At 63.5% G+C, this 18,712-nt stretch carries 18 protein-coding genes; 6 read left to right on the top strand and 12 right to left on the bottom strand.

Features of this window, described 5'->3' with window-relative positions; all coding sequences use genetic code 11:
• Positions 1–771 precede the first annotated feature (771 nt).
• From ACLIVD_RS41180 to ACLIVD_RS41205, 6 genes are all read right to left on the bottom strand, one after another.
• A complete protein-coding gene (locus ACLIVD_RS41180; RefSeq protein ID WP_491933531.1) occupies positions 772–1,686 on the bottom strand; it encodes an aminoglycoside phosphotransferase family protein in 915 nt (304 codons plus the stop codon).
• A 40-nt stretch (positions 1,687–1,726) separates the two neighbouring features.
• Positions 1,727–2,242 (bottom strand): P-loop nucleotide/nucleoside kinase family protein, encoded by a 516-nt coding sequence (locus ACLIVD_RS41185; RefSeq protein WP_491933532.1) that lies wholly within the window; start codon positions 2,240–2,242, stop codon positions 1,727–1,729.
• 135 nt (positions 2,243–2,377) lie between these two features.
• Complete coding sequence (locus ACLIVD_RS41190; protein ID WP_491933533.1) at positions 2,378–3,025, bottom strand: histidine phosphatase family protein; 648 nt, start codon at positions 3,023–3,025, stop codon at positions 2,378–2,380.
• Positions 3,026–3,281: 256 nt separating this feature from the next.
• Positions 3,282–4,082, bottom strand: a complete 801-nt coding sequence (locus tag ACLIVD_RS41195) for a pentapeptide repeat-containing protein (RefSeq protein ID WP_491933534.1) — start codon at positions 4,080–4,082, stop codon at positions 3,282–3,284.
• A 724-nt stretch (positions 4,083–4,806) separates the two neighbouring features.
• Positions 4,807–5,556, bottom strand: coding sequence for a hypothetical protein (locus ACLIVD_RS41200; protein ID WP_491933535.1), 750 nt, complete (start codon positions 5,554–5,556; stop codon positions 4,807–4,809).
• Between the two features lie 54 nt (positions 5,557–5,610).
• Positions 5,611–6,009, bottom strand: a complete 399-nt coding sequence (locus ACLIVD_RS41205; RefSeq protein WP_491933536.1) for a hypothetical protein — start codon at positions 6,007–6,009, stop codon at positions 5,611–5,613.
• A 548-nt stretch (positions 6,010–6,557) separates the two neighbouring features.
• On the opposite strand from ACLIVD_RS41205, the gene ACLIVD_RS41210 reads away from it, so the two are divergent.
• Both ACLIVD_RS41210 and ACLIVD_RS41215 read left to right on the top strand, forming a co-directional pair.
• Positions 6,558–6,908, top strand: a complete 351-nt coding sequence (locus tag ACLIVD_RS41210; protein ID WP_491933537.1) for a hypothetical protein — start codon at positions 6,558–6,560, stop codon at positions 6,906–6,908.
• 116 nt (positions 6,909–7,024) lie between these two features.
• Entirely contained in the window at positions 7,025–8,137 is a 1,113-nt protein-coding gene (locus ACLIVD_RS41215; protein WP_491933538.1) for a hypothetical protein, read from the top strand.
• A gap of 342 nt (positions 8,138–8,479) precedes the next feature.
• Here the strand turns inward: ACLIVD_RS41215 and ACLIVD_RS41220 are convergent, their stop codons facing one another.
• The 3 genes from ACLIVD_RS41220 to ACLIVD_RS41230 all read right to left on the bottom strand — a co-directional run bounded on the left by ACLIVD_RS41220 (position 8,480) and on the right by ACLIVD_RS41230 (position 9,408).
• Positions 8,480–8,749 (bottom strand): hypothetical protein, encoded by a 270-nt coding sequence (locus tag ACLIVD_RS41220; protein WP_491933539.1) that lies wholly within the window; start codon positions 8,747–8,749, stop codon positions 8,480–8,482.
• A gap of 125 nt (positions 8,750–8,874) precedes the next feature.
• Positions 8,875–9,054 carry a YegP family protein gene (locus ACLIVD_RS41225; RefSeq protein ID WP_005245176.1) on the bottom strand — a complete coding sequence of 60 codons (180 nt, stop codon included), beginning with the start codon at positions 9,052–9,054 and terminating at the stop codon, positions 8,875–8,877.
• 129 nt (positions 9,055–9,183) lie between these two features.
• Entirely contained in the window at positions 9,184–9,408 is a 225-nt protein-coding gene (locus ACLIVD_RS41230) for a DUF6308 family protein (protein ID WP_491933540.1), read from the bottom strand.
• A gap of 397 nt (positions 9,409–9,805) precedes the next feature.
• Here ACLIVD_RS41230 and ACLIVD_RS41235 point away from each other — a divergent pair, with 397 nt between their 5' ends.
• The 4 genes from ACLIVD_RS41235 to ACLIVD_RS41250 all read left to right on the top strand — a co-directional run bounded on the left by ACLIVD_RS41235 (position 9,806) and on the right by ACLIVD_RS41250 (position 13,509).
• The gene (locus ACLIVD_RS41235; RefSeq protein ID WP_491933541.1) at positions 9,806–10,969 is read left to right on the top strand and encodes a hypothetical protein; all 1,164 of its coding nucleotides are present in this window, start codon (positions 9,806–9,808) and stop codon (positions 10,967–10,969) included.
• A gap of 610 nt (positions 10,970–11,579) precedes the next feature.
• On the top strand, positions 11,580–11,936 hold the full coding sequence (locus ACLIVD_RS41240; RefSeq protein ID WP_491933542.1) for a hypothetical protein: 357 nt from the start codon (positions 11,580–11,582) through the stop codon (positions 11,934–11,936).
• A gap of 243 nt (positions 11,937–12,179) precedes the next feature.
• Positions 12,180–12,560: a hypothetical protein gene (locus ACLIVD_RS41245; RefSeq protein ID WP_491933543.1), complete on the top strand. Its 381-nt coding sequence runs from the start codon at positions 12,180–12,182 to the stop codon at positions 12,558–12,560.
• Between the two features lie 40 nt (positions 12,561–12,600).
• Positions 12,601–13,509, top strand: a complete 909-nt coding sequence (locus tag ACLIVD_RS41250) for a hypothetical protein (protein ID WP_491933544.1) — start codon at positions 12,601–12,603, stop codon at positions 13,507–13,509.
• 531 nt (positions 13,510–14,040) lie between these two features.
• Here the strand turns inward: ACLIVD_RS41250 and ACLIVD_RS41255 are convergent.
• The 3 genes from ACLIVD_RS41255 to ACLIVD_RS41265 form a co-directional block, all read right to left on the bottom strand.
• Complete coding sequence (locus ACLIVD_RS41255; RefSeq protein WP_491933545.1) at positions 14,041–16,710, bottom strand: helix-turn-helix transcriptional regulator; 2,670 nt, start codon at positions 16,708–16,710, stop codon at positions 14,041–14,043.
• Positions 16,700–16,897 (bottom strand): hypothetical protein, encoded by a 198-nt coding sequence (locus tag ACLIVD_RS41260; RefSeq protein WP_491933546.1) that lies wholly within the window; start codon positions 16,895–16,897, stop codon positions 16,700–16,702. Before ACLIVD_RS41260 ends, ACLIVD_RS41255 begins: the two co-directional genes overlap by 11 nt.
• Before the next feature lie 99 nt (positions 16,898–16,996).
• On the bottom strand, positions 16,997–18,379 hold the full coding sequence (locus ACLIVD_RS41265) for a cytochrome P450 (protein WP_491933547.1): 1,383 nt from the start codon (positions 18,377–18,379) through the stop codon (positions 16,997–16,999).
• Positions 18,380–18,712: the final 333 nt, after the last annotated feature.

Consider the following 18,712-nt stretch of genomic DNA (forward strand, 5'->3'; position numbering starts at 1 on the left):
CCGGCGCTCCGCGCCGGGAGACGGGGCGAGTCGCTTCGCTCCCCGCCAGGGAGCCGCTGCGCGGCTCGCAGTGGGTCGATTCCCGTTGCCGTCGATCGAGTCGCTTCGCTCCTCTGAGTTTCAGAGATTAGGTTCTCACCTGCGCTTTTACTCGTCCAGTTCGATCCGGTCCCCCACACCCCAACGAAGCTGGGGACGCGGGTGGGTACACCCGACCCGCGTCCCACTCGCCTTCCCGCACCGCTCAATGTCATACCCACAGCATACCACCCACCCCCACACAACCCAAAACAGTCGAAAATCCCGAAACACCCAAATCTGTTGATCAACAACCCGATTTAGAACCTTACAACCTGACGTTCGTGCACAACACACGTAAAGACTTACTCACCAATTGATTAACGAAACATGTTGACAATCAACATCTTTCAAAAACGCCTCCAAATCGGATGAAACAGACACCCACGCGCCCGCCGGCACCCCGGCGCCAGCACTCCCCCGAACAGGTCGCCGGCACCCCCACATCACAAACCGGGGACATGTCATCACACCAGGTCACAGCACCATTACAGCCCTCACGCAGCACACGGCCCGCACCCCGGAAGTCGGGTGCGGGCCGTGCACGGAAACAGGCGAACTAGGCTGCGGGGTCCAGCCAGGGCCGATCGTCGCGGCCCTCCACATAGACCCCGCCAGGCGGACCATCGAGCAGCCCTAAGCACGGGCCTGCTCGACACATCTGTCACTTCTCTTCGATGGGCCGCGACCCGGTCAGTTCGCCGCCACGACCCGTTCAAGCGTGGAGAAGCCAGCTGGTTCCCAAGCCGGTTTGCCCCCGGGCAGACCAAGCCTTCCGTTCCGTCCGATCCCGATCAAGCCCAGGGCCCGCAGGACAGCCCAGCCACGGGCCCGGGTGACGGTCGCTTCGTCGGCCCGCCCATAGGCGTCGAAGAACCGGCTCGCCGCGCCGGCCGGCAACAGGATCCAGGCGGCGGACAGATCGGTCGCGGGATCGCCCGCGCACATCTCGCCGAAATCGATCACCCCAGCAAGCATCCCGTCCCGGACGACCACGTTCGCCGGATGCAAGTCCCCATGCAGCCACAACGGCGCGCCCCGCCAAACCGGCGCCGCAACAGCCTCCTCCCAGACCTCCCGCGCACCCTCCGCGCTCGGATGGTCGGCAATGACCCCGAACCCGCGCTCGACCCCTTCCCGCAACCCGGCCAGAGGAATACCGCGCGTCGGGTTGGCCGGCGCGTCGGCGGGCGCCGGCACGTGCAGCGCACCAAGGAACCCGGCGAGGACCTCAGCCGCATCGACACGAGTGACCGGCGCATGATCGGCCGGCTCCCCCTCCACCCAGCGCACGATCGTCCACGTGTGCTCGAACAGGCCCGACGGTGCGCCGACACGCACCGGAGTCGGCGTAGGCAGCGGCAACCGGCCCGCCAACACCGGCAACCACCTCTGCTCAATGCGCAGCAAAGCCGGCGCACGCTCGGTACGCGGCAACCGCACCGCCAACTCCTGCCCCAATCGCCATTGCTGGTTATCCCAACCCCCGTCGACGTCTCGGAGCTCGAGGCCCGCCAGATCCGGATGCTGATCCCGCAGCAACGCCCGCACCAGGTCCTGCTCGAACCTGACCTCGCCCATCAACAAGCCTCCGATCGCTGCCGACATGCGTCTCATTGCCGACAGTCCGGTGTGGACAGCTACACCATCAAGCTACGGATGGCTCGAGGTTCGCCTCGATCGGCTCCATCGCGTCCACCGTCAGGTGGGGCACGGTCAGCGGTGACGATTCCGCCCGCGACCGTTGAACGTGAGCCCAGTCGACCTCATGCCAGCCCGGGATGTTCCGCTGTCGTCCTTCGACTCGGCGGCGGTGCTCGGCCTCGTCGCTACAGACACATTCGACTACGTGAAGCCGGATCCCGTACTTGTCGGCCACCCTTTGCCATCTCAGCGCAACGGTGTCGTCGATCCGGCAGTCGACCACCGCACCCTGGTCGAGCATCAGCTGCCGCGTCATCAACGACTCGAGCATGCTGTGGTACATCGCGAGGTAGCGCGGACGATCCAATTTCGCCAGCACGGCGTGTGCCGGTGCGAGTGACCCCAACAGCCAATCGCCCGAGAAGGCGGGTACGCCGAGGTCGCGGGCAAGCAGGTCCGCAAGGGTCGACTTTCCGGTACCGGAGAGTCCGGTGAACACGATCACTGGGTTGCTGCTCATACCTTGGATCGTCCTACAGCTGACAGCCTTACATCGTCTACCGACCTCTGGCCCCATGAACTACTCAGCGGCATAGCCGGCCGTGCCGATGACCGATCACCCGGGACGTGTCATAAGACCAGTTCAGATGATCTTTCAATACGGATCCTGCAGACCACCCTCCAGGTGCGAGGTATCCGCGAGAGCGACCACCGCCCTGTTACGCCAGTAATCGTCGTGCCGCAAATGGGTAATCGCCCCCGGCCTGGTCGCGAACGACGCGAACCCGACCGCATCCGTCGGAACCTGCAGCCACGTAGTGACGACAAACGTCTGCGCATAGCCGTGGGTGATCACGACGTGGTCGTGATCGCGGTCCGCCATCAACTCCCGCACACACGCTTGCACCCGTGTCGCGACCTCGCGTCGAGTCTCCGCACCTGGGACCGGTCCCCGGTAATCGAGCCGATCGTCATCCGGTGCCGGAATCTGCCGGCCGGACAACCACGCGTTCGGTCGCCCCTCAGCCTCCCCGAAACTGATCTCCCGCAACCGCGCATCCGCCCTCACCTCAGCACAAAGTGCGTCGGCGAGGATCCGCGCAGTCCCCGCGGCGCGTGCGAGATCGGACGTCGTAATCCGTAGCGGCTGGCCCACCTCCTTGCGGCGACGACACAGCTCCCGCGCAACCAATCCGGCATCACGACGTCCCCGCGGTGTCAGCCGCGAGTCGAACCAGCCGCCCACCAGATCACGCTCGGTGTGCTCAGCATGCGGATGCGTCACCACAAACAGCTCATGCATGAACGGCACCATAAACCCCACTCACACGAGGACACCGAGACGTGTCATCTTTCCAGGTCAGAGGGCTCGCCCAGGCGGCGGTTCTTGCCGTCCATCCACGCCTTAGCGCACTTTCTCTACCGGCAGAATCACGGCTGGACCTGCTAACTCGATGCCTGAGCAACGTTGAACTCTCACCCACGCAAGGAGACTTGTGATGCGATGACAAAGGCCCACCCAGAGGTGTTCTGGGCGGGCCTCATTGCCTCGGGAACTCTCAGCTGCCAAACAGATTGCCAGGCAACGTGGGCTCTGGGTCGGACGCCGGTTCGGTCACATCGACGATAAACGTTCCAGATGCCTGACTCGCACTGGTGTTCACCGTGCAGCGGACCGTTGTCCACCCCACCGGAAAGCTGCTACCGGATGCTCGGTCGCAGCCCCCGAAGGTGGTGCCGGTCAAGTTTGGAGGTGTCGGCCACGTGACGGATGCACTGCCGGTCAGATCCGCGGTCACCTTTTGGTACGAAGGGATCAGCAATGTGTCGCTGACGTCCGCGCCGGTCAGGTCAGCACCGGTTAAATTGGCGTCGGTGAGATTGACACTGTTCATCACCGGATAAGTCAGCTTCGCGTTAGTCAAGTTCGCACTGGTCAGGTTCACGAAATCTAAGTAGACGCCGTACATATCTGCACCGGTCAAATCCGTATAGGACAGGTTGGCTCCGCCGTAAAACCTCGCAAGGGCCAGGTTGGCATCTGTCAGCTTCGCGCCGGTCAGGTTGGTACTGGTCAACTTCGCCTGGTAGAGCTTCGCGCCGGTCAGGTCCGCGTAGGAAAGATCGAGATTACTCAAGTCCGATCCGGTGAGATCGACTCCAGGGCAAACAGTGTGGACGGTCGGCGTCGGGTTGGAGACGATTGTGCAATTACCAATCACGGTATCGGCGCCGGCGACTGGGATCCCCGTCACCAGTCCGGCTACCGCAAGGCCCGCACTCATGCCCACCGCCGCAAGCGTCAGATTAAACCCCTGGCGGCGGAACAGGCCCCGCCTTTTCGCTGCAGAGTCACTCATCGACATCGTTAAGTTGAACCTTTTCTCCAAGGAAGCTGCGAGTCTTCTCGCCCGTCTAAGTTAGCGGACGTTCTTGCACGACTGCTCCCAGCCCAGGCGGACTTCAGTGACCGCTTGGTGGCCAGTCGGTCACCAAGCGACGTTACACGTTTATTCGAAAGTATGTTCGACTACACTGATGGATGGATCGGATCGGGTTAGGCATGTGCGAAGGCGGCGAGTATGAGCGAACTGCCCATTGCGCCCGCCTCGAACGGGCTCACCAAAGCGTCGTCCGTGGCGTCACCAGTAGCACCACCGAAGCGTCGAGAACGTGCCAGACCGCGATCCCTCAACGGTTCTGCAGGTGAGGATCGTTCAAGCGAGGCTCGGGTGGGCACACGGGATCCTGCGGTCGTCCCCCATGACGACGACAACGGAAGGCCCGCCGGCGGCGGTGCCAACTGGGTGGATTGGACAAAGACGGTCGGATCGCGCGATTCGGTGTCATCGGCGGGCGAGCAGGCGCTGGTCGCGGTTGCGATCGCGACCAGAGCGCTGGCACCCATCGCAGCTTTCCTCACCCTCATGATCTGGGTATCGCCCGGAGTCCGTCAGCGTGACAACCCCTTCCACACCAGCTCCCTCGAAGCATCTCCATCAGCGACCGGGTGCCGGTCATCGATCCCTCACCGGTTGTTGATCTGGCGATTCGCTCAAGGCGAGCAAGCGTGCTTCTGTTCCGTCACCGCACGTCTGTATGTCTACCCGGGTACTCGGTAGCAGCGGAGACGATGCTGGCACCATCGAGGCGGACCGGTTGGCCTTGCATGTCGAGGGCCAGCCAGGCGACGGTCAATGTCAGCGCGTTCGCAGGCGGCAGCGGCCACACCCACAGTATCGACTTGTAGTGGTAGTCGCCTTCGTCGGTCAGCGACCACCACATCCCTTGAAACATCAGTGCCGAGTCGAGCGTAGGTTCTGCGTTCTCGAAGTCGGGCCGTTCTTTCTGGGTGGTCAACACGTGCTCATTCCCGCAGTCGATCTCGACCGTCGGAAGTCGGTTCGTCGGGGTTTCGATACGGAGCGGCGCCGACAAGTTGTGCAGTACGTTGCGGGCTGCCATGAAACCGTCATCGACGCGATGCAGCATCCAACTGATCGTGATGTACAGCCCGGACGGGTAGATCACCAGAGGTGAGGCCACCGACACCTCCAGCCCGGGACTGTCGAGAAGTGTGGCGGTGAACGGTAGCTCCACTCCTGGATCCGCCTGTATGTTCGGCGGAAAAGGGATATGCGGGCGGATTCGTCGCGGCTCGTCGGGATTGAACACAACATCGGCGTCACCTGGGTTGGTCATATCGACGGCTTCCTCAACCACACAATCCGGATTCGCATCATCCCGCGATGATGCCACCCACACCACTGTCGATTCAGCGTTGTCAGCGATCGGAATGCCGGGCCAACTCGGAATGCCGGGCTCTGCGCGCACCCGGAAGGGTCGGGCTCGTCCCGAACGCGGATCCTGGACCGGAACGACCGCCGATTACTGCGCTGTGAAGTTTATGGACGTCTCAGCCGGATGCAGTTGCCGTTGTCGGCCGGCGAGGCGGTCATGCAACGCGGCCAATGCGAGGCCCAGCACCGCAACGGGAAGGTAGAACGGCGTGAAGACCGCCAGGAATCCGAGAACCAGTGACACTGCGATCGCCCATGCCACCCCGCGGACTGGCACTACCGCCGGAACCAGGCACAGCAACACCGGCGCGGCAAGAACAATCAGGAAGGCTGGGCCATAGTGCGTCAGAATCGATTCCTCGCACTCCGGGCCGTAACTCTCTATCTCGCAGGAGGTGAATTGGAGCATGGGCTCGGAGGCCACAATGACACTCATCGCGCATGCGAACGCGGCCAGCAGCAACCACGCAATCCGGATTCGCATCATCCCGCGATCATGTCACCCTGCGACCTGACCCATCTCGTTGGCGTGCCTGGAAGCGGATCCCCGTTCGGAACGAGCGCCGACCGGTGCGGCGCATATGCACTGGGCGCCTATCTCGTCCCGGTGCGGGTTCGGCGCTTGCAGGAATCGTGAGTGTCTGGCCCGTCGACGGGGATGATGGGGAAATGAGTACCCGCGGAACCGTGCGAAGTTGGGACCCTCAATCGAGATCGGGTGTCATAGATTCGTCCCAGACCCCAGGCGGGTGTTGGCTACCCTCCGACGCAATCGAGGGGAAAGGCGCCTTCGAGCTCAGTGTCGGCGATCTGATCGACTTCGAGTGGAAGCGATCCGCCACAGTACCTCGGAAAGACCTACGGTACGAAGCGACACAGGTGTGGCAGCAACCACCGGTGCCCCGAAACCCTAGATGGCGACTTCACCTCTATGCCGCCGATGTCATCGACGCACCTACGCATTTCGTCGAGGCGTGCCGTGCAGTCGGCCGGGATACTCAGTGCTTTGCCGAGTTCGACAAGTACAGCTCACTCATGTGGACGATCGAGGACACCACGGACGAGATCCCAGCATGGACGATCGGACTCAATGTGGTCCAGGCCCGGATCGACGGTGCGGACATTCCAAGCGGATTCGGGTTCGGCCTCCCATACGAGACGGACATCGCGACCGCGACGGCCAAGACTGCCGAGGCAGTTCAGGACTGGCTCTCGGGATACGAGTTCGTCCTGTGGCCGATAGCAAGCCGCAGCCCGTTGCTGCTTCTCAAACCTGACGTCCGGGATGGAAACGCCGTCTGGATCGACCGCACCGACGACTCCGTCACTTGTCTGATCGGTGAGCTCTGCCCGACGCGTGCCTCGGCTCAGGCAACACAGTCGTAGGCAGCGTTCCAGAACCGGACAACGCCCCGTGAGGTCATTTCCGATAAAGCAGGAGTCCACGCCGGTCAGCGATCGATGACCGACCAAGGCCCGCCTTTCCGTGGGAACCTGCATAAATGGTTGATTCGTCTCCGTCGTTGATTGCATCCCACCGGCTGTCCCTTGTCATGGACTACGGTCAGTTCTACTTGTCCGGTGATAGTTCTCCCGACAGCCAGGACGACCTGGAAGAACTTGTCGAGGAAGCGCTGAGCGACGGAACGATCGCAAGCAACCAGACCTCCGCCGTTGTTGTATCCCCGCACCAGAACAACTTCGACATGCAGATAGCGATCGAAGTCTGGGACCAGAACCCACCCGAGGACCGAGGAGACTGGGACCAGGTCGTGGACCTCATCCTCGACATCGATGAAGACGGATCCCTGCGACTTGATTCGCCTCCCGGTGGAGAACCACACCACGTGACGGTCGATCCGGGCCGGTACCGCGTGGAAGTATGCGGCCGCGGCTTCGTGGCCCTCGGTTGGCCCGGCTCGACCGAACCTGGCGACACGTGGCGCATCCGCTTGTGGCCTGCCACCTCTACAACCGATGACCTCCCACCGAGGAAGCTCTGGACCGAGACAGACACCCCGACGAGTGATGCGGATCCTGCAGAAGCTCGGCCGGAATCGACGCCTGCATCGGCTTCTCGGACGACAACCCACAGCCCCGAGCTCTCGCCGGATGACGATTTTGCGATCTGGGGAGGTAGACCCCCGACAGCCGCCCTTCTCGCAGCCGGGTCGATGGCACCGAACTTCTGCCTCCTGGACCGGACCGTCGCGGAAGCGATCGCCTCGTCATCGCCCACCACTCAACGCTCGATTGCCCGGTGGGCTGCCCGGACAGCGATCGAGCGAGCGGACCTGAGCAACACGCAGTGGGTCCAGGACGGACTTAACGCGCTCGAGGAACAAGTCGCGCTTCCTGCGCCGTTCGACGGTCTCTTCAGTGCGCGGCAGCGGGTCGAGACCGACCCCGCCCTTCGGCGGCTTCGTGCTCGCGCGAAGCCAGCCCTCAGAAACCAGCGACTCGCGCGGCAAGTCTTCGCTGTCAGTTCACTCACCAGCGCTGGGGCCACCGATCCCGCGCGGGCAGCCCTGGACGCGACCTACTTCGCGGTAGTCGACGAGGAGGACACCCAGGTGTTGTTAGGTGAAATTCGGTCGAAGTTCCTTCCTCGTTAGACCAATCGCCCAGATAGGAATTCACAGCTAGCTCGAGACCGATCGCTCGACTGTGGCACTAAGTCACGGTGGTTCCTGTTTCGGAAACACCAAACTATTTGTCTATCAACAACTTTCGCAAACGGTTCGAAGCGAACACGAAACAGTCACCCCGCGCGCCCGCCGAGACCCCGGCGCCGGCACTCCCCGGGCACGTCGCCGGCGCCCCCACAATCAAAGACCGGGGACATGTCATCACACCAGGTCACAGCACTCTTACGGCCCCCACACGGCACACGGCCCGCACACCGGAAGTCAGGTGCGGGCCGTCAGATCAAGCAGCTTCAGAGCTTCGCCGCCGGTTCAGTCGGGGGTGAAGAACAGTTCCATTCCGATCATGAACCACGCCACCATTGCCGCCATCGGCACGAACGCGCACACCAACGGCAGGGCGAACTGGCGGGCGGGCCGCCAGGGAACCGTCATCAGACCGCACGTCACCACCACCACCGCTGGTGCAGCCCAGCTCACCCAATACGAGGTCGGCGGCGGATCAGGCCCGAACGAGGTGAACGAGCGGTGCGGATACACCCGCGGCTGCGGAACACCCCCGTAGTGCTGCCACAAGATCACCGCCGGCAGATAGCAGAAGAACCCCAGCAGCAGACCCGCGATGATGCCCAGCGAAATCCGCAGCCCTTTTCCCGATCCCGTCGGCGGCGGTCTCAGCTCATCGGCGCGACGGGAATCATCAGATGTCAGGTCAGATCCTCGGTCGGCGCGGATGCGGCATTGTCCTTGATCGACGCAATCCCGGTCTGAGCCGCCGCCTTCGAGGTGTAACCCTGACTCGCCGCGATGATCTCCCCATTAGCCGCCTTCAAATGGAACCGGAACTTGCCGGCCGCGTCCTTGAAAAGCTCGAACTTCGCAGTCATCGCCCCTCCTCCACACGGTGCCCACGCCGGTCGCGAACCCCGTGGAATTCACGGTAAGCCGACCACACACCCACCGGCAGCCGAACGCACCCTTCCGGCGGCACCGTCCGAACCGTAGTCCGGGACGTGTCATCTTCCCAGGTCAGAGCGCTCTTCGAGGCCGCGGCTCTTGCCGTCCATCCACGCGATCACATCGAACACCCGCAGCGCGGAGATCTCCTCGGGGAGGCCGGCCCCCTTCCGGAGCGACAGCAACCGGTGATACAACGCTGCGTCGTCGGCGCGAAGGGCCTCCCGGACCGGATTCAGATGTGCTCGCTCGGTGCCCAGAACCTGACGTAAGGCCCAAATCACAGTGCACCGAGTCTAATTCACGCGCTCGGCGACGCCGCCTGCGACGACAATGGGTGGGTACGCGGCGTCGGCTACATCGAAACCATCGCAGGTGACCTCGACGCTAACCGCCTCGACCTCCCGGCTAAGACCGGGGACGGAGGATCCTCATCAGCTCGGCACCATGATGCGCGAGTACTGAGTACCTCGCAGAGGACCCTCTGTGAGCAGATCGCGTCGAGGTGAGTAGTCGCGCCCGCACAGTGAAGAAAACCGAGTGGTCTTGTACTCGATCTGACCTGTCCCGGTGAGTGCAGGCTAGCTAGTACGAGGGATCCAGACGGAAGCGGATACCGCCGTATGCGGGGATCAGGCATGGGACCCGTCACCGAGATGCCACGAACGGCAGGAGATCACAATGACATCGATGTTGCCGGATGATCCGGCTGAGATCGCATTAGCGCACAACGGGTCAACGGGAGAAGCGGCGTCACATGTCGAAGCGCAACCCCATTTTGAAGTTTGGGAGCGGTTCGTCGACTTCACGGGGCCGGCACTTCCGGCCTTCGGCCAGGCGGGAGGACTTCTGTCCCCGTCGGGGGGATTCACCCGAGATGTCGGACTAGGCCAGTCTTACCAAGCTGTCTTGTACCGAGAGAATCAGGGAAGGACTGACGGTAGAGGACCGATTCTTGGCAAGGTGACCTTCCCGTGCCTAAAGCCGGAGGGCGGTCGCCAGCACTTCCTTACCCAGTGCGCCGAGGTCCCTCAACTCGAAATAACGCGCGGCGGAACGTTTGTCCGTTTCTCCTTCGCTGCTGCAATCCCCGTGCGAGCCCGCGTCCAAGTTGGTATCACTCCACCCGAGCTCAACCCGCTAGGGTTTCCCCAGTTCAAGGATCCACACGAGGTGGTAGCGAGCGCGATCACCGACAAGTCCGCGCTCATGCACGACGCGCGGCTCGTCGATGAACTGCTCGAATCGGACACCGTCGGGCATACCGCATTGCAGTCCGGCCAGACGTTGTTCTTCGTGGTGTTGGCCTGGGACGCGCTTGGGAATTGGGATGCTGTCTGGGACAGTCAAGCGGCCCTTTCGTCGCCCGCGCCGGCCCCGCCGGAGGAAATTACAACCAAAAAGCGATCGGTCACGGTTCGTGTCAGAAACATGACTTGCCTAGACGACAGCGACGACTTATCCGCCGGAGAGGCAAGCTTCACGCTTCGTGCACGAGGAGTCGGTGCGCCGGAGGTGACCAAGAAATTCAGTTGGAATCCAATGGACACCGGATCCAGCGCCAACTTCGTCAACAAAAGTAAGGTTGTTGTCAATTCTCCGGCCGCCGACAACGGCGTGGAAGCCCGGCTTGACGGTGTTGAGGACGACTCGGGCAGTGTCCCTCCTGATAGCGATGACAAGGCGAGTCCGCAAGGAGCGAACGGATTCACACTGTTAAAACTCCCCGTTGGAGAGGGTATTGAGAAGGGGCAACAGGTGCTCAACTGGAAAAGTCAAAAAATAACGGACGGCGAGACCCTGCGTTTCGAGGCGGAGATCCTCGTCGACACCGACTACACCTGACTTTCAAATTGAACCACCGCCGCCGGAACCTACACAGCTGGCTACAGGTCACGGAGGGACGGTCATGAGTGTCCTCGTCGTCACTCATGGGCTAACGCGAGGTGCGGAATCCGTTATACGAACTGGTTCGAGATCCACCACGTGTCATGAACTGTCATCCCAGCCTTGTGGCGCGAGATGGCGACGGCCAGCCTCAGTCAATCGGAGAATTCGCATACCGCTACTGCGCTCACGCAGTGAGCTGAGTCGTCAAAGGTGGACTAAATGGCTATTCAAGAAATGGCATGGAACTCAATCAGAGCCTGGGGTGGAGATACACCATACTCAGCGACCATTCAACTCAACTTCCCTCGTGGATCGGAAGTAGACGCACAGACGAGTGTCAGAAGTTTCGAATACGGGGGGTCCACCGGAATACTTCAGTACGAGAAGTTCAGGCCATTCGGCCCATATGATCTCGTTGACTTCTCAGGATTCTATTGGACACTGCCGCCCCTTGCCTACGACCATCAGATGGCGAGTGTGACCGCTCAAGTGACAGCATTTGGGGACGGTGCAGTCGGGATGACATTGGTGGCGTGGATTTTCGATCGCGGAAGGTAGCAACCTAATGGATATTCAGCCCGGCATGCCCACCGATGTGGGGGGCACATTCCCGATCAACTCGATACGTTCGTGCGTGGTCTACGACCCAGACACGGGGCGCATTCTTCACCACCATAAGGTCGTGACTTTCGAGGGAGCGACAGAACCGAGCGACGACCGAGTGTCCAGCGACGCGATCCGCGCTCTCACCGCGCGGCAGATTCCTCCCGATGCGCGGGAGTCACTCGATCAAAGCAAATGGCAGTTACCTCACCAGCTAGAGGTCCTGCACATTCCGCCCGATGCGCTGCTAGGGGACGGAAAGTATGGCGTAGATCCCGAACGCCGCGTACTGATCGACCCGTCAGACCAGGCCGAGTAGGGCCCAAGACGTCCAGGAGAGAACATGCTCGTTCAACGAACGATCGTCCTGGCTACGGCGGCGTTAGCGATAGCGGCATGCGCCACGTCGCTACCCGATCAAGGGCCCGGCAGCGCGACGACGGCGCAGCAGGCATCCGGATCCGGGGCCTCCCCGGGCCCGGCAGCGCCGGGGCGACCGGGGAAAATCGACGCCGGTCAGGCGGCGGGCGCGCCCATCCGGATCCCGGCGTTCACCGAGCGCGTGGGCAATCCGATCGTCACGGTCCAGGAGCTGGCGGTGGAGAGAATAGCTGAGGCGTGCGGCGGTTGCGTGAGCGTCACCATCGCGCAGGACAACACCGATACCCGGAAAAGCGTTTGCCAGTACACAGGTGATGTCCGAGGCGTGGAACGGGATCCGACCCCGAACGAAGAGTCGTCGAATGGGTCGCTGATCATTACATCCGGCTCGACCCTGACGCTGCTCACCGGGACCCTGGCCCCACAGGAACTTCCATGCAGCACAGAAGGCTACGAGCCGAAGTCGACACCAGAGACCGAACCGACCACCGCGATCGAACCGACGACCGAGCCGCCCACCGAGACCGCACCACCCACCGAGACCGAGCCACCGACAAGCTAGCCCAGTGTCACAACCGTCAAATGAGCAGGCACCGACACCCGTGGCGGGGTCGGCATTCGACGGTTTCACCCATGTCGCAAGGTCCATCGGGAAGGTGGTGGCGCCGACGACGCTGCTGACCGCAGTGCTCTTCTACTTCGGCTGGGCCCACGTCTACTGGTTCTTCAACTACTTCGGTGTCGACTCGACCACGCTGAATCCGAGCATCCGCGAGTATCTGATGCGTACCGTCGACACGCTATTCGTGCCGTTGATCATCGTCGGTCTCATCGGCATGACCGTGCTGTGGGGATATATCGCGCTTCCGGATTCAATTCGCGCCCATCAGCCCTCACGGTGGGCCAAGGCCGCGATCGCTGTGATCGGCGCGGCGGTTCTCGTCAACGGACTGTCACGGATGTATGTAGTGACACCTCTCAACGACGGGTTGTGCGTGGCGCCAGTGTCGATCATCGCCGGCGTGCTGGTGCTGTGGCTGCTGGTCGTGCTGCGCCGCAATCGTCTCCGTGAGCGCCAGCCCGCGAGTGCGCCACTGCCATCGCAGGCGACCGCGGTGGCGGAATGGGCAATCCTGTTCACCATGGTCGGTATCAGTTTGTTCTGGATCGCCACCGATTACTCCGTCGCGGTTGGGCAGACACGGGCGCGTGAATGGGCCGCGCAACTGCCCACTAGTTCCCACGTCATCGTCTACAGCGAAAAGGACCTGCACCTTTCCCGATCAGATGTCCGCACGACGATCTGCGGCACCGACCCCGGAACTGATTCGGCCTACCGGCTCCGATACGACGGGCTAGTCCCACTGACCCGCATCGGTGACTACTACGTCCTGGTTCCCCGAACATGGACACCCGGCCACGGCGCGGCCATCGTCCTGCCCTCGTCGAGCCCAGGTGCGATCCGGTTCGAGTTCCGGCTGGCGGGCGACTCCGCACCCGCCGCCTGCTGAGACAGCTTGCACAACCCGCCCACCCGGCGGGTTCCCCCGCCCGCCCCCGACCCTGGAGCGGGGACCATCAGACGGGCCACGTTGCCGACCGAATAGTCAGCAAAGTGGCACCCTCCCCCACAGGAGAGGTACACACTGCGCAAGTGGCCCAGTGGGACCACTCTCGTCCCAGACCAAGAAAGGTGTCACGCGTCGGACCACCAGCTGCAACCGGGCCCGGACGGCAAGCACCCAAACAGCATGGTGAGAACCGCATATCCCGCTTCGTGTGCCCACCCCTTCCGTGTGGCGACTCGGGGTCGGGCACCGTCGGCCCCCGCTCCGGGACGAATCAGCGGGGCGACCATGCGCTTCGGAAGTCTCACCTCACCTGCTGCACCGCGCCGTGCGTCTAATGCCAGCCGAGTAGCTGTTAACAAAAGACCCGACCCTAGGATGCCCCAGCCCCGAAACATACCGCCGACTGTCGGCCCATCCGCAGAAGTATCGGGTACGACAGTGTCGGTGGATGGCGCCTGAGTATCTGTTTGTTCAGTCCCCGTGCAAGGTGGCACCCAGTTCTTCGCGGCTGCGGGCCCCGGTTTTGGCTGTCGCACGATACAAGTGTCCTTCGATTGTTCTGACCGAGAGTTTGAGGCGCTCGGCGATGTCTCGATTCGACAAGCCCAAGCCGACAAGGGAAACGATCTCGCGTTCTCGGGACGTGAGCGGTACTGGTTGCATCGCTTCCTGCAACGCGGGCGTGGTTGGTCCACCGCATTCTTGTGCAATTCTGTCTGCACGCGAGGTGGAGGTGATGGCGGACCCACGCTTGTCGTGATGCCGGTATGCAATGGCGGCGTGAGCGGCGGCATCGGCGGCGGCCACTAGGTCACCCATCTCTTCGAGTTGGACGGATGCTGCGTGCAGCGCGGCGCCATCGTCGGCGGCGAGAGCCGCCGCGAACGCGGCTGCGGCGGGTGCGCGTGGACCATCGACCATCGTTGTCAGCTCCGCCAGCCGTGCTGCCGTCGTCCGGTCCCCGAACTGCGTTGCAGTGTGCAAACAGTGAACTTCCCGCGCCAATTGGCCTTTCGCACGGGCATTTTCAGATGCGCGCCGTGCCGCGGCGATCGCTTCAGTCACCGCTCCATGGGCTGCCGACACCCACGCACCCGTCAGTAGGCGCTCCGCCTCGAGATACGCCCAGCCGGGGTGGCGATTCGCGTCGAGCTCGATGAGCGCGTGTGCCGCGGCGACTCGGTCCCCGGACAGGGCGAGGGCTTGGGTCCGTCCGAGCTGATAGCGATAGCCGAACCCATTTGTTTCGCCGGATGCCAGTAGCGCCGTGACCGCAAGGTCGAGCAGTGGCAGTGCCGTCGCGATCCGCCCGCCCTCGAGCGCGGCCCGACCGGCGATTGCCGCGCTGAGGATATGCGCGGACCCGGGCAAATCAATGGCCAGTTGCTGCAGGCGTTGGGCGGCGTCGTGGGCCGCCGCGATCCGCCCGGCCAGCAATAGCGCTCCCACGTGTGCGTCTACGAGCACAAATCGCATCTGCGCCGCCTCGAACGACCTTGCAACCAAGGCATATCCATCGTCGGCGGCGGCCTGGGCGGCATCCGTGTGGCCGGCATCGCCGTGCGCGACCACTATCGCCCAGAGGGTTACCGCTGCCACGACATCGGGGAGATGTGTCACATTCAGCGTTCCGGTCGGCTCGATCGCGCGCAATGGGCGTCCCATCGATGCCCAGTAGACCGTGTGAAACGCGGTGAGCGGCGGCAGTCCATCGGGTGACGAACTCGTCGCGGTGCTGTCGATGAGTGACTTCGCGTCCTCGGGGCGCCCGAGGGCCCAGATCAGGTTGATCGCCCGAAGAAAGACGAGCCGTGAGATCTCGGGAGCCGTGAAACCCGACGTCGGAATTCGAGCCAGCACGGCGTCCGCCTCCTCGCCGCGGCTGAGCCATGACAGCGCGTGGGCGCGAATATAGCTCGCTTCGACGACGACGCTGCCGCCTGCCGCGATTGCGGCAGCCGTCAGCCGGTCTGCGAGCACGAGATCTGCCAGCCATATCGCGCCATACGCGGCCTTGGTGTACAGCTCGGGGTCGGCGGGGAGATCCGAGTCCAGGCTCAGCGCCGCGCGGCGCACGGTGACCCGCATGTCCTCGCCCCCGACCTCGGCCAATGCTGCCGATACCTTGCCCCGCAGTCGCCGCAGCCGTGTCGGTGCGGCGCGGGCGCGACGTACCTCTCCATACAGTGGATGCGCCACACGCGCCTGCAGCTGCGTTCCGGTTCCGGGGCGGTCGATGGCGATCAACCCGCGCCCGTCGGCCTCCTCGATCGCGGCCGGATCGGTGACTTGCGCGAGCACGGCGGTATCGAGCGGCTCCCCCACTGCGAGCACATCGATGACCTCCGCTATCGGCGGCGGAAGTACCCCCATTCGTGACTCGATCAGTTCGATCAGTGTTGGGGAGGAGACCGGCTCGCCCGACCAGCTCCACAGCCCGCCGCGCTCGCTGAGACGGCCTCCGGACAGCTCCTGCTCGACGACATTGCGCAGGTAGAGAACATTGCCGCGGGTGAGTTTCCACAGCCGCCGCATATCACTCGGATCGAGCGGCCCACCCAGTGCCGCGGACACGAGGGCCGTCGATTCGCGCTGCGACAGTGGCTGCAGTTCGAGCCGGTCGAGGCGCTCGTCCTTCCACAACGACCGCACCGCGTCGGGTACGGGTTCGCCGCGGCGGAGGGTCACGATCACCTTCGCGGCGCCGCGCCGCACCAACTGATGTAACACGAACGCGGACAGGTCATCGAGGAGGTGACCATCGTCGACACCGACAATGACGTCCGCTCCGCCGGAGTGGTCGGTCAGAGCGCCGATCACTCCACGGACCAGCTGCAGCGGATCCGTGCCCGGAGCACCCGTCCACTCCGCGAACGCGCCCAGCGGCAGCGAGCGAGCGGATGCTGTCGCCACAGCCCAACGCACGACGCATCCTTTAGCTGCCGCCGACGCCAGCACCTCCCGTGCGAGCCGGCTCTTGCCGACACCCGCCGGCCCGACAACAACCACACCGCCGCGGCCCTCGGTACCAGATATGGCCGCCTCGACAAGGCGCAGTTCTTCGGCGCGTCCCGTCAACGGCCAGGCCCCCCGCATAGACGAATGATATGCGGGTCCGACCCTCGACGGACTACGTTTCATCCTCTTGAGCTGTCGCAAGTTTCGCGTCCGCAACCTGGAACAATGCCGGCAACCCCTCGGGCTCGACCGCGAGGTAGTCGCAGATCAACTCGTTCGACACCCCCGCGTCACGAAGTCTCAGTGCCAGGGAGTACTGCGCAGGCAGTTGTCGCAGCGCCGCCTCCCGAGGGTCGAGCACTTCATCCATGGTGCGCACCTCGGAACGTGCAGTCCGCGTTTGTCGACTGGGGCGAGGTTGTCATCGTGCCTCTTCCGGTCGGCTGCCGCCAACGGTCAGGCGAGCCTTTCATGCTGGCCCTCGAGGGCGGCGGTGAATGTGGCAGGGCACCTCGCCGGCCGGGTGCAGCAGCAGGTCGGCGGTGAGTGCCACCTCCCCGGGCGGTGTGTTGAACTCGAACTTGCGCACCAGGGTGGCGAGCGTGATCGCGGCCTCGAGCATCGCGAACCGCTGCCCGATGCATCCGCGGGGTCCGTGGCCGAACGGGAACCACGCCAACCTGTGGTGGTCCTTCTCATGTTCGGGCGCAAACCGCTCCGGGTCGAAGCGGAACGGGTCCGGCCACAGGTCACCGCGGTGGTGGATGACCCACGGTGCGATTGTCACGTCCGCTCCGGCGGGGATCCGGTATCCACACACGTCGGTTTCCTCGATCGTGTTTCGCGCCATGTACGGCGCGGATGGATACAGGCGGGTGGTTTCCTTGAGCACCATCGTGGTGTAGGTCAGCGCATGAATATCGGCGGCGGTCGGCGGTGCGCCGTTGAGCGTTCGTTCGGCTTCCTCCCGGACCTGGTTCTGAGCCCCCGGGTTCCGCCCGAGCAGGTGCAGCGCAAACGTCAGCGCGGTCGCGGTGGTGTCATGTCCTGCGAGCAGGAACACCTTCACCTGATCCCGAATCTCGATGTCCGACAGGGAGTCGCCGTTGTCGTCTCGGGCCTCCACCAGCCGGCCGATCAGATCCGCGCCGGGCGTGGCCGCGGCGCGGCGGCGCGCGATGATCTCGGCGCAAACGGTGTCAATACGCTCTTCGGCGCGGGCGATCCGCCGATTGGCCGGTGTCGGCCAGTTCAACGGGAACGGCACCGGTGAAACGCCTCGCGCGAGGACTGCGCGGCCGAGAACCGGAAAGGTGGCCTTCAGGATCGGAACCATCCGAGTCGCATCCTCGCCGAAAAGAATGCGGGTAGCGATACCGAGGGTGAGCCGGGTCATTTCCGAGCCCAGGTCGATGACACGATCCCCGCCGGAGCGCCACTGCGCCGCGACGCGATCCGCTTCCTCGGCCATGACCGCGGCATATCCGTCCACACTCTTCGGGGTGAACAGCGGTTGAATGAACCGGCGTTGCCGCAGCCAAGTCTCGTCTTGGCTGGTGACCAGCCCGTTCCCGAACAACTCGCGCATCGCCCGGTAGAACGTGTTGTCCTTCCGGTAATTCCGGTTGGTCGGCGCGTTCAACAACTGCGCGGCGCCGTCCGGGTGGTTGACGATGAAATTTTCACGCCGCAGGCCGGGCAACCCGACCACGGTCCGCACCACGTCGCCGCATTCATCGAAGCCCCGCAGCCCCAGTTCGAGCGGATCACGAAGAAACTCCCTGGTGGACCCGAGTAACCACGAGCCCGACAGGGTTGCTGGCTCGAGTACTTGCTGAGCGATTCTTGTCATCGTTGACTCCTCGACATGTAATTCGATCCGCGTCGCGACGGCGCTACGACCGCAGTTTCTGGGGACGCGATGATCCGGCTCGCCAGCGACAGTTGGACGGCTCGTGCGGTCGCGGTAGTCATGAGGATGGTCCGTTCGATTTGGGTGGCGGTCGTGCCGGGTCGGACGTTTCCCAAGGAGCTCCCGGCCCGAGGTGCGTTTCTTCCTCATATCAGCATGTATCGAGTTGCGGCTATGGAATCGAGTGCAGGACCACTCGGTTTTCTCGGCGCTTAGACGCAGCTACTCAGGTTGAGCGGCGGGCGGCGGCATGGCGAACCTGCGAGGAGCGGT

This window comes from Rhodococcus sp. G6(2025), assembly GCF_058628105.1.

Coding starts and splice junctions, on each gene's coding strand:
- ACLIVD_RS41190 (WP_491933533.1), bottom strand. CDS start 3,025: ATGCATGAGCTGTTTGTGGTGACGCATCCGCATGCTGAGCACACCGAG.
- ACLIVD_RS41215 (WP_491933538.1), top strand. CDS start 7,025: ATGGTTGATTCGTCTCCGTCGTTGATTGCATCCCACCGGCTGTCCCTT.
- ACLIVD_RS41180 (WP_491933531.1), bottom strand. CDS start 1,686: ATGTCGGCAGCGATCGGAGGCTTGTTGATGGGCGAGGTCAGGTTCGAG.
- ACLIVD_RS41210 (WP_491933537.1), top strand. CDS start 6,558: ATGTGGACGATCGAGGACACCACGGACGAGATCCCAGCATGGACGATC.
- ACLIVD_RS41240 (WP_491933542.1), top strand. CDS start 11,580: ATGGATATTCAGCCCGGCATGCCCACCGATGTGGGGGGCACATTCCCG.
- ACLIVD_RS41195 (WP_491933534.1), bottom strand. CDS start 4,082: ATGAGTGACTCTGCAGCGAAAAGGCGGGGCCTGTTCCGCCGCCAGGGG.
- ACLIVD_RS41260 (WP_491933546.1), bottom strand. CDS start 16,897: ATGGATGAAGTGCTCGACCCTCGGGAGGCGGCGCTGCGACAACTGCCT.
- ACLIVD_RS41225 (WP_005245176.1), bottom strand. CDS start 9,054: ATGACTGCGAAGTTCGAGCTTTTCAAGGACGCGGCCGGCAAGTTCCGG.
- ACLIVD_RS41265 (WP_491933547.1), bottom strand. CDS start 18,379: ATGACAAGAATCGCTCAGCAAGTACTCGAGCCAGCAACCCTGTCGGGC.
- ACLIVD_RS41205 (WP_491933536.1), bottom strand. CDS start 6,009: ATGATGCGAATCCGGATTGCGTGGTTGCTGCTGGCCGCGTTCGCATGC.
- ACLIVD_RS41255 (WP_491933545.1), bottom strand. CDS start 16,710: ATGAAACGTAGTCCGTCGAGGGTCGGACCCGCATATCATTCGTCTATG.
- ACLIVD_RS41185 (WP_491933532.1), bottom strand. CDS start 2,242: ATGAGCAGCAACCCAGTGATCGTGTTCACCGGACTCTCCGGTACCGGA.
- ACLIVD_RS41235 (WP_491933541.1), top strand. CDS start 9,806: ATGACATCGATGTTGCCGGATGATCCGGCTGAGATCGCATTAGCGCAC.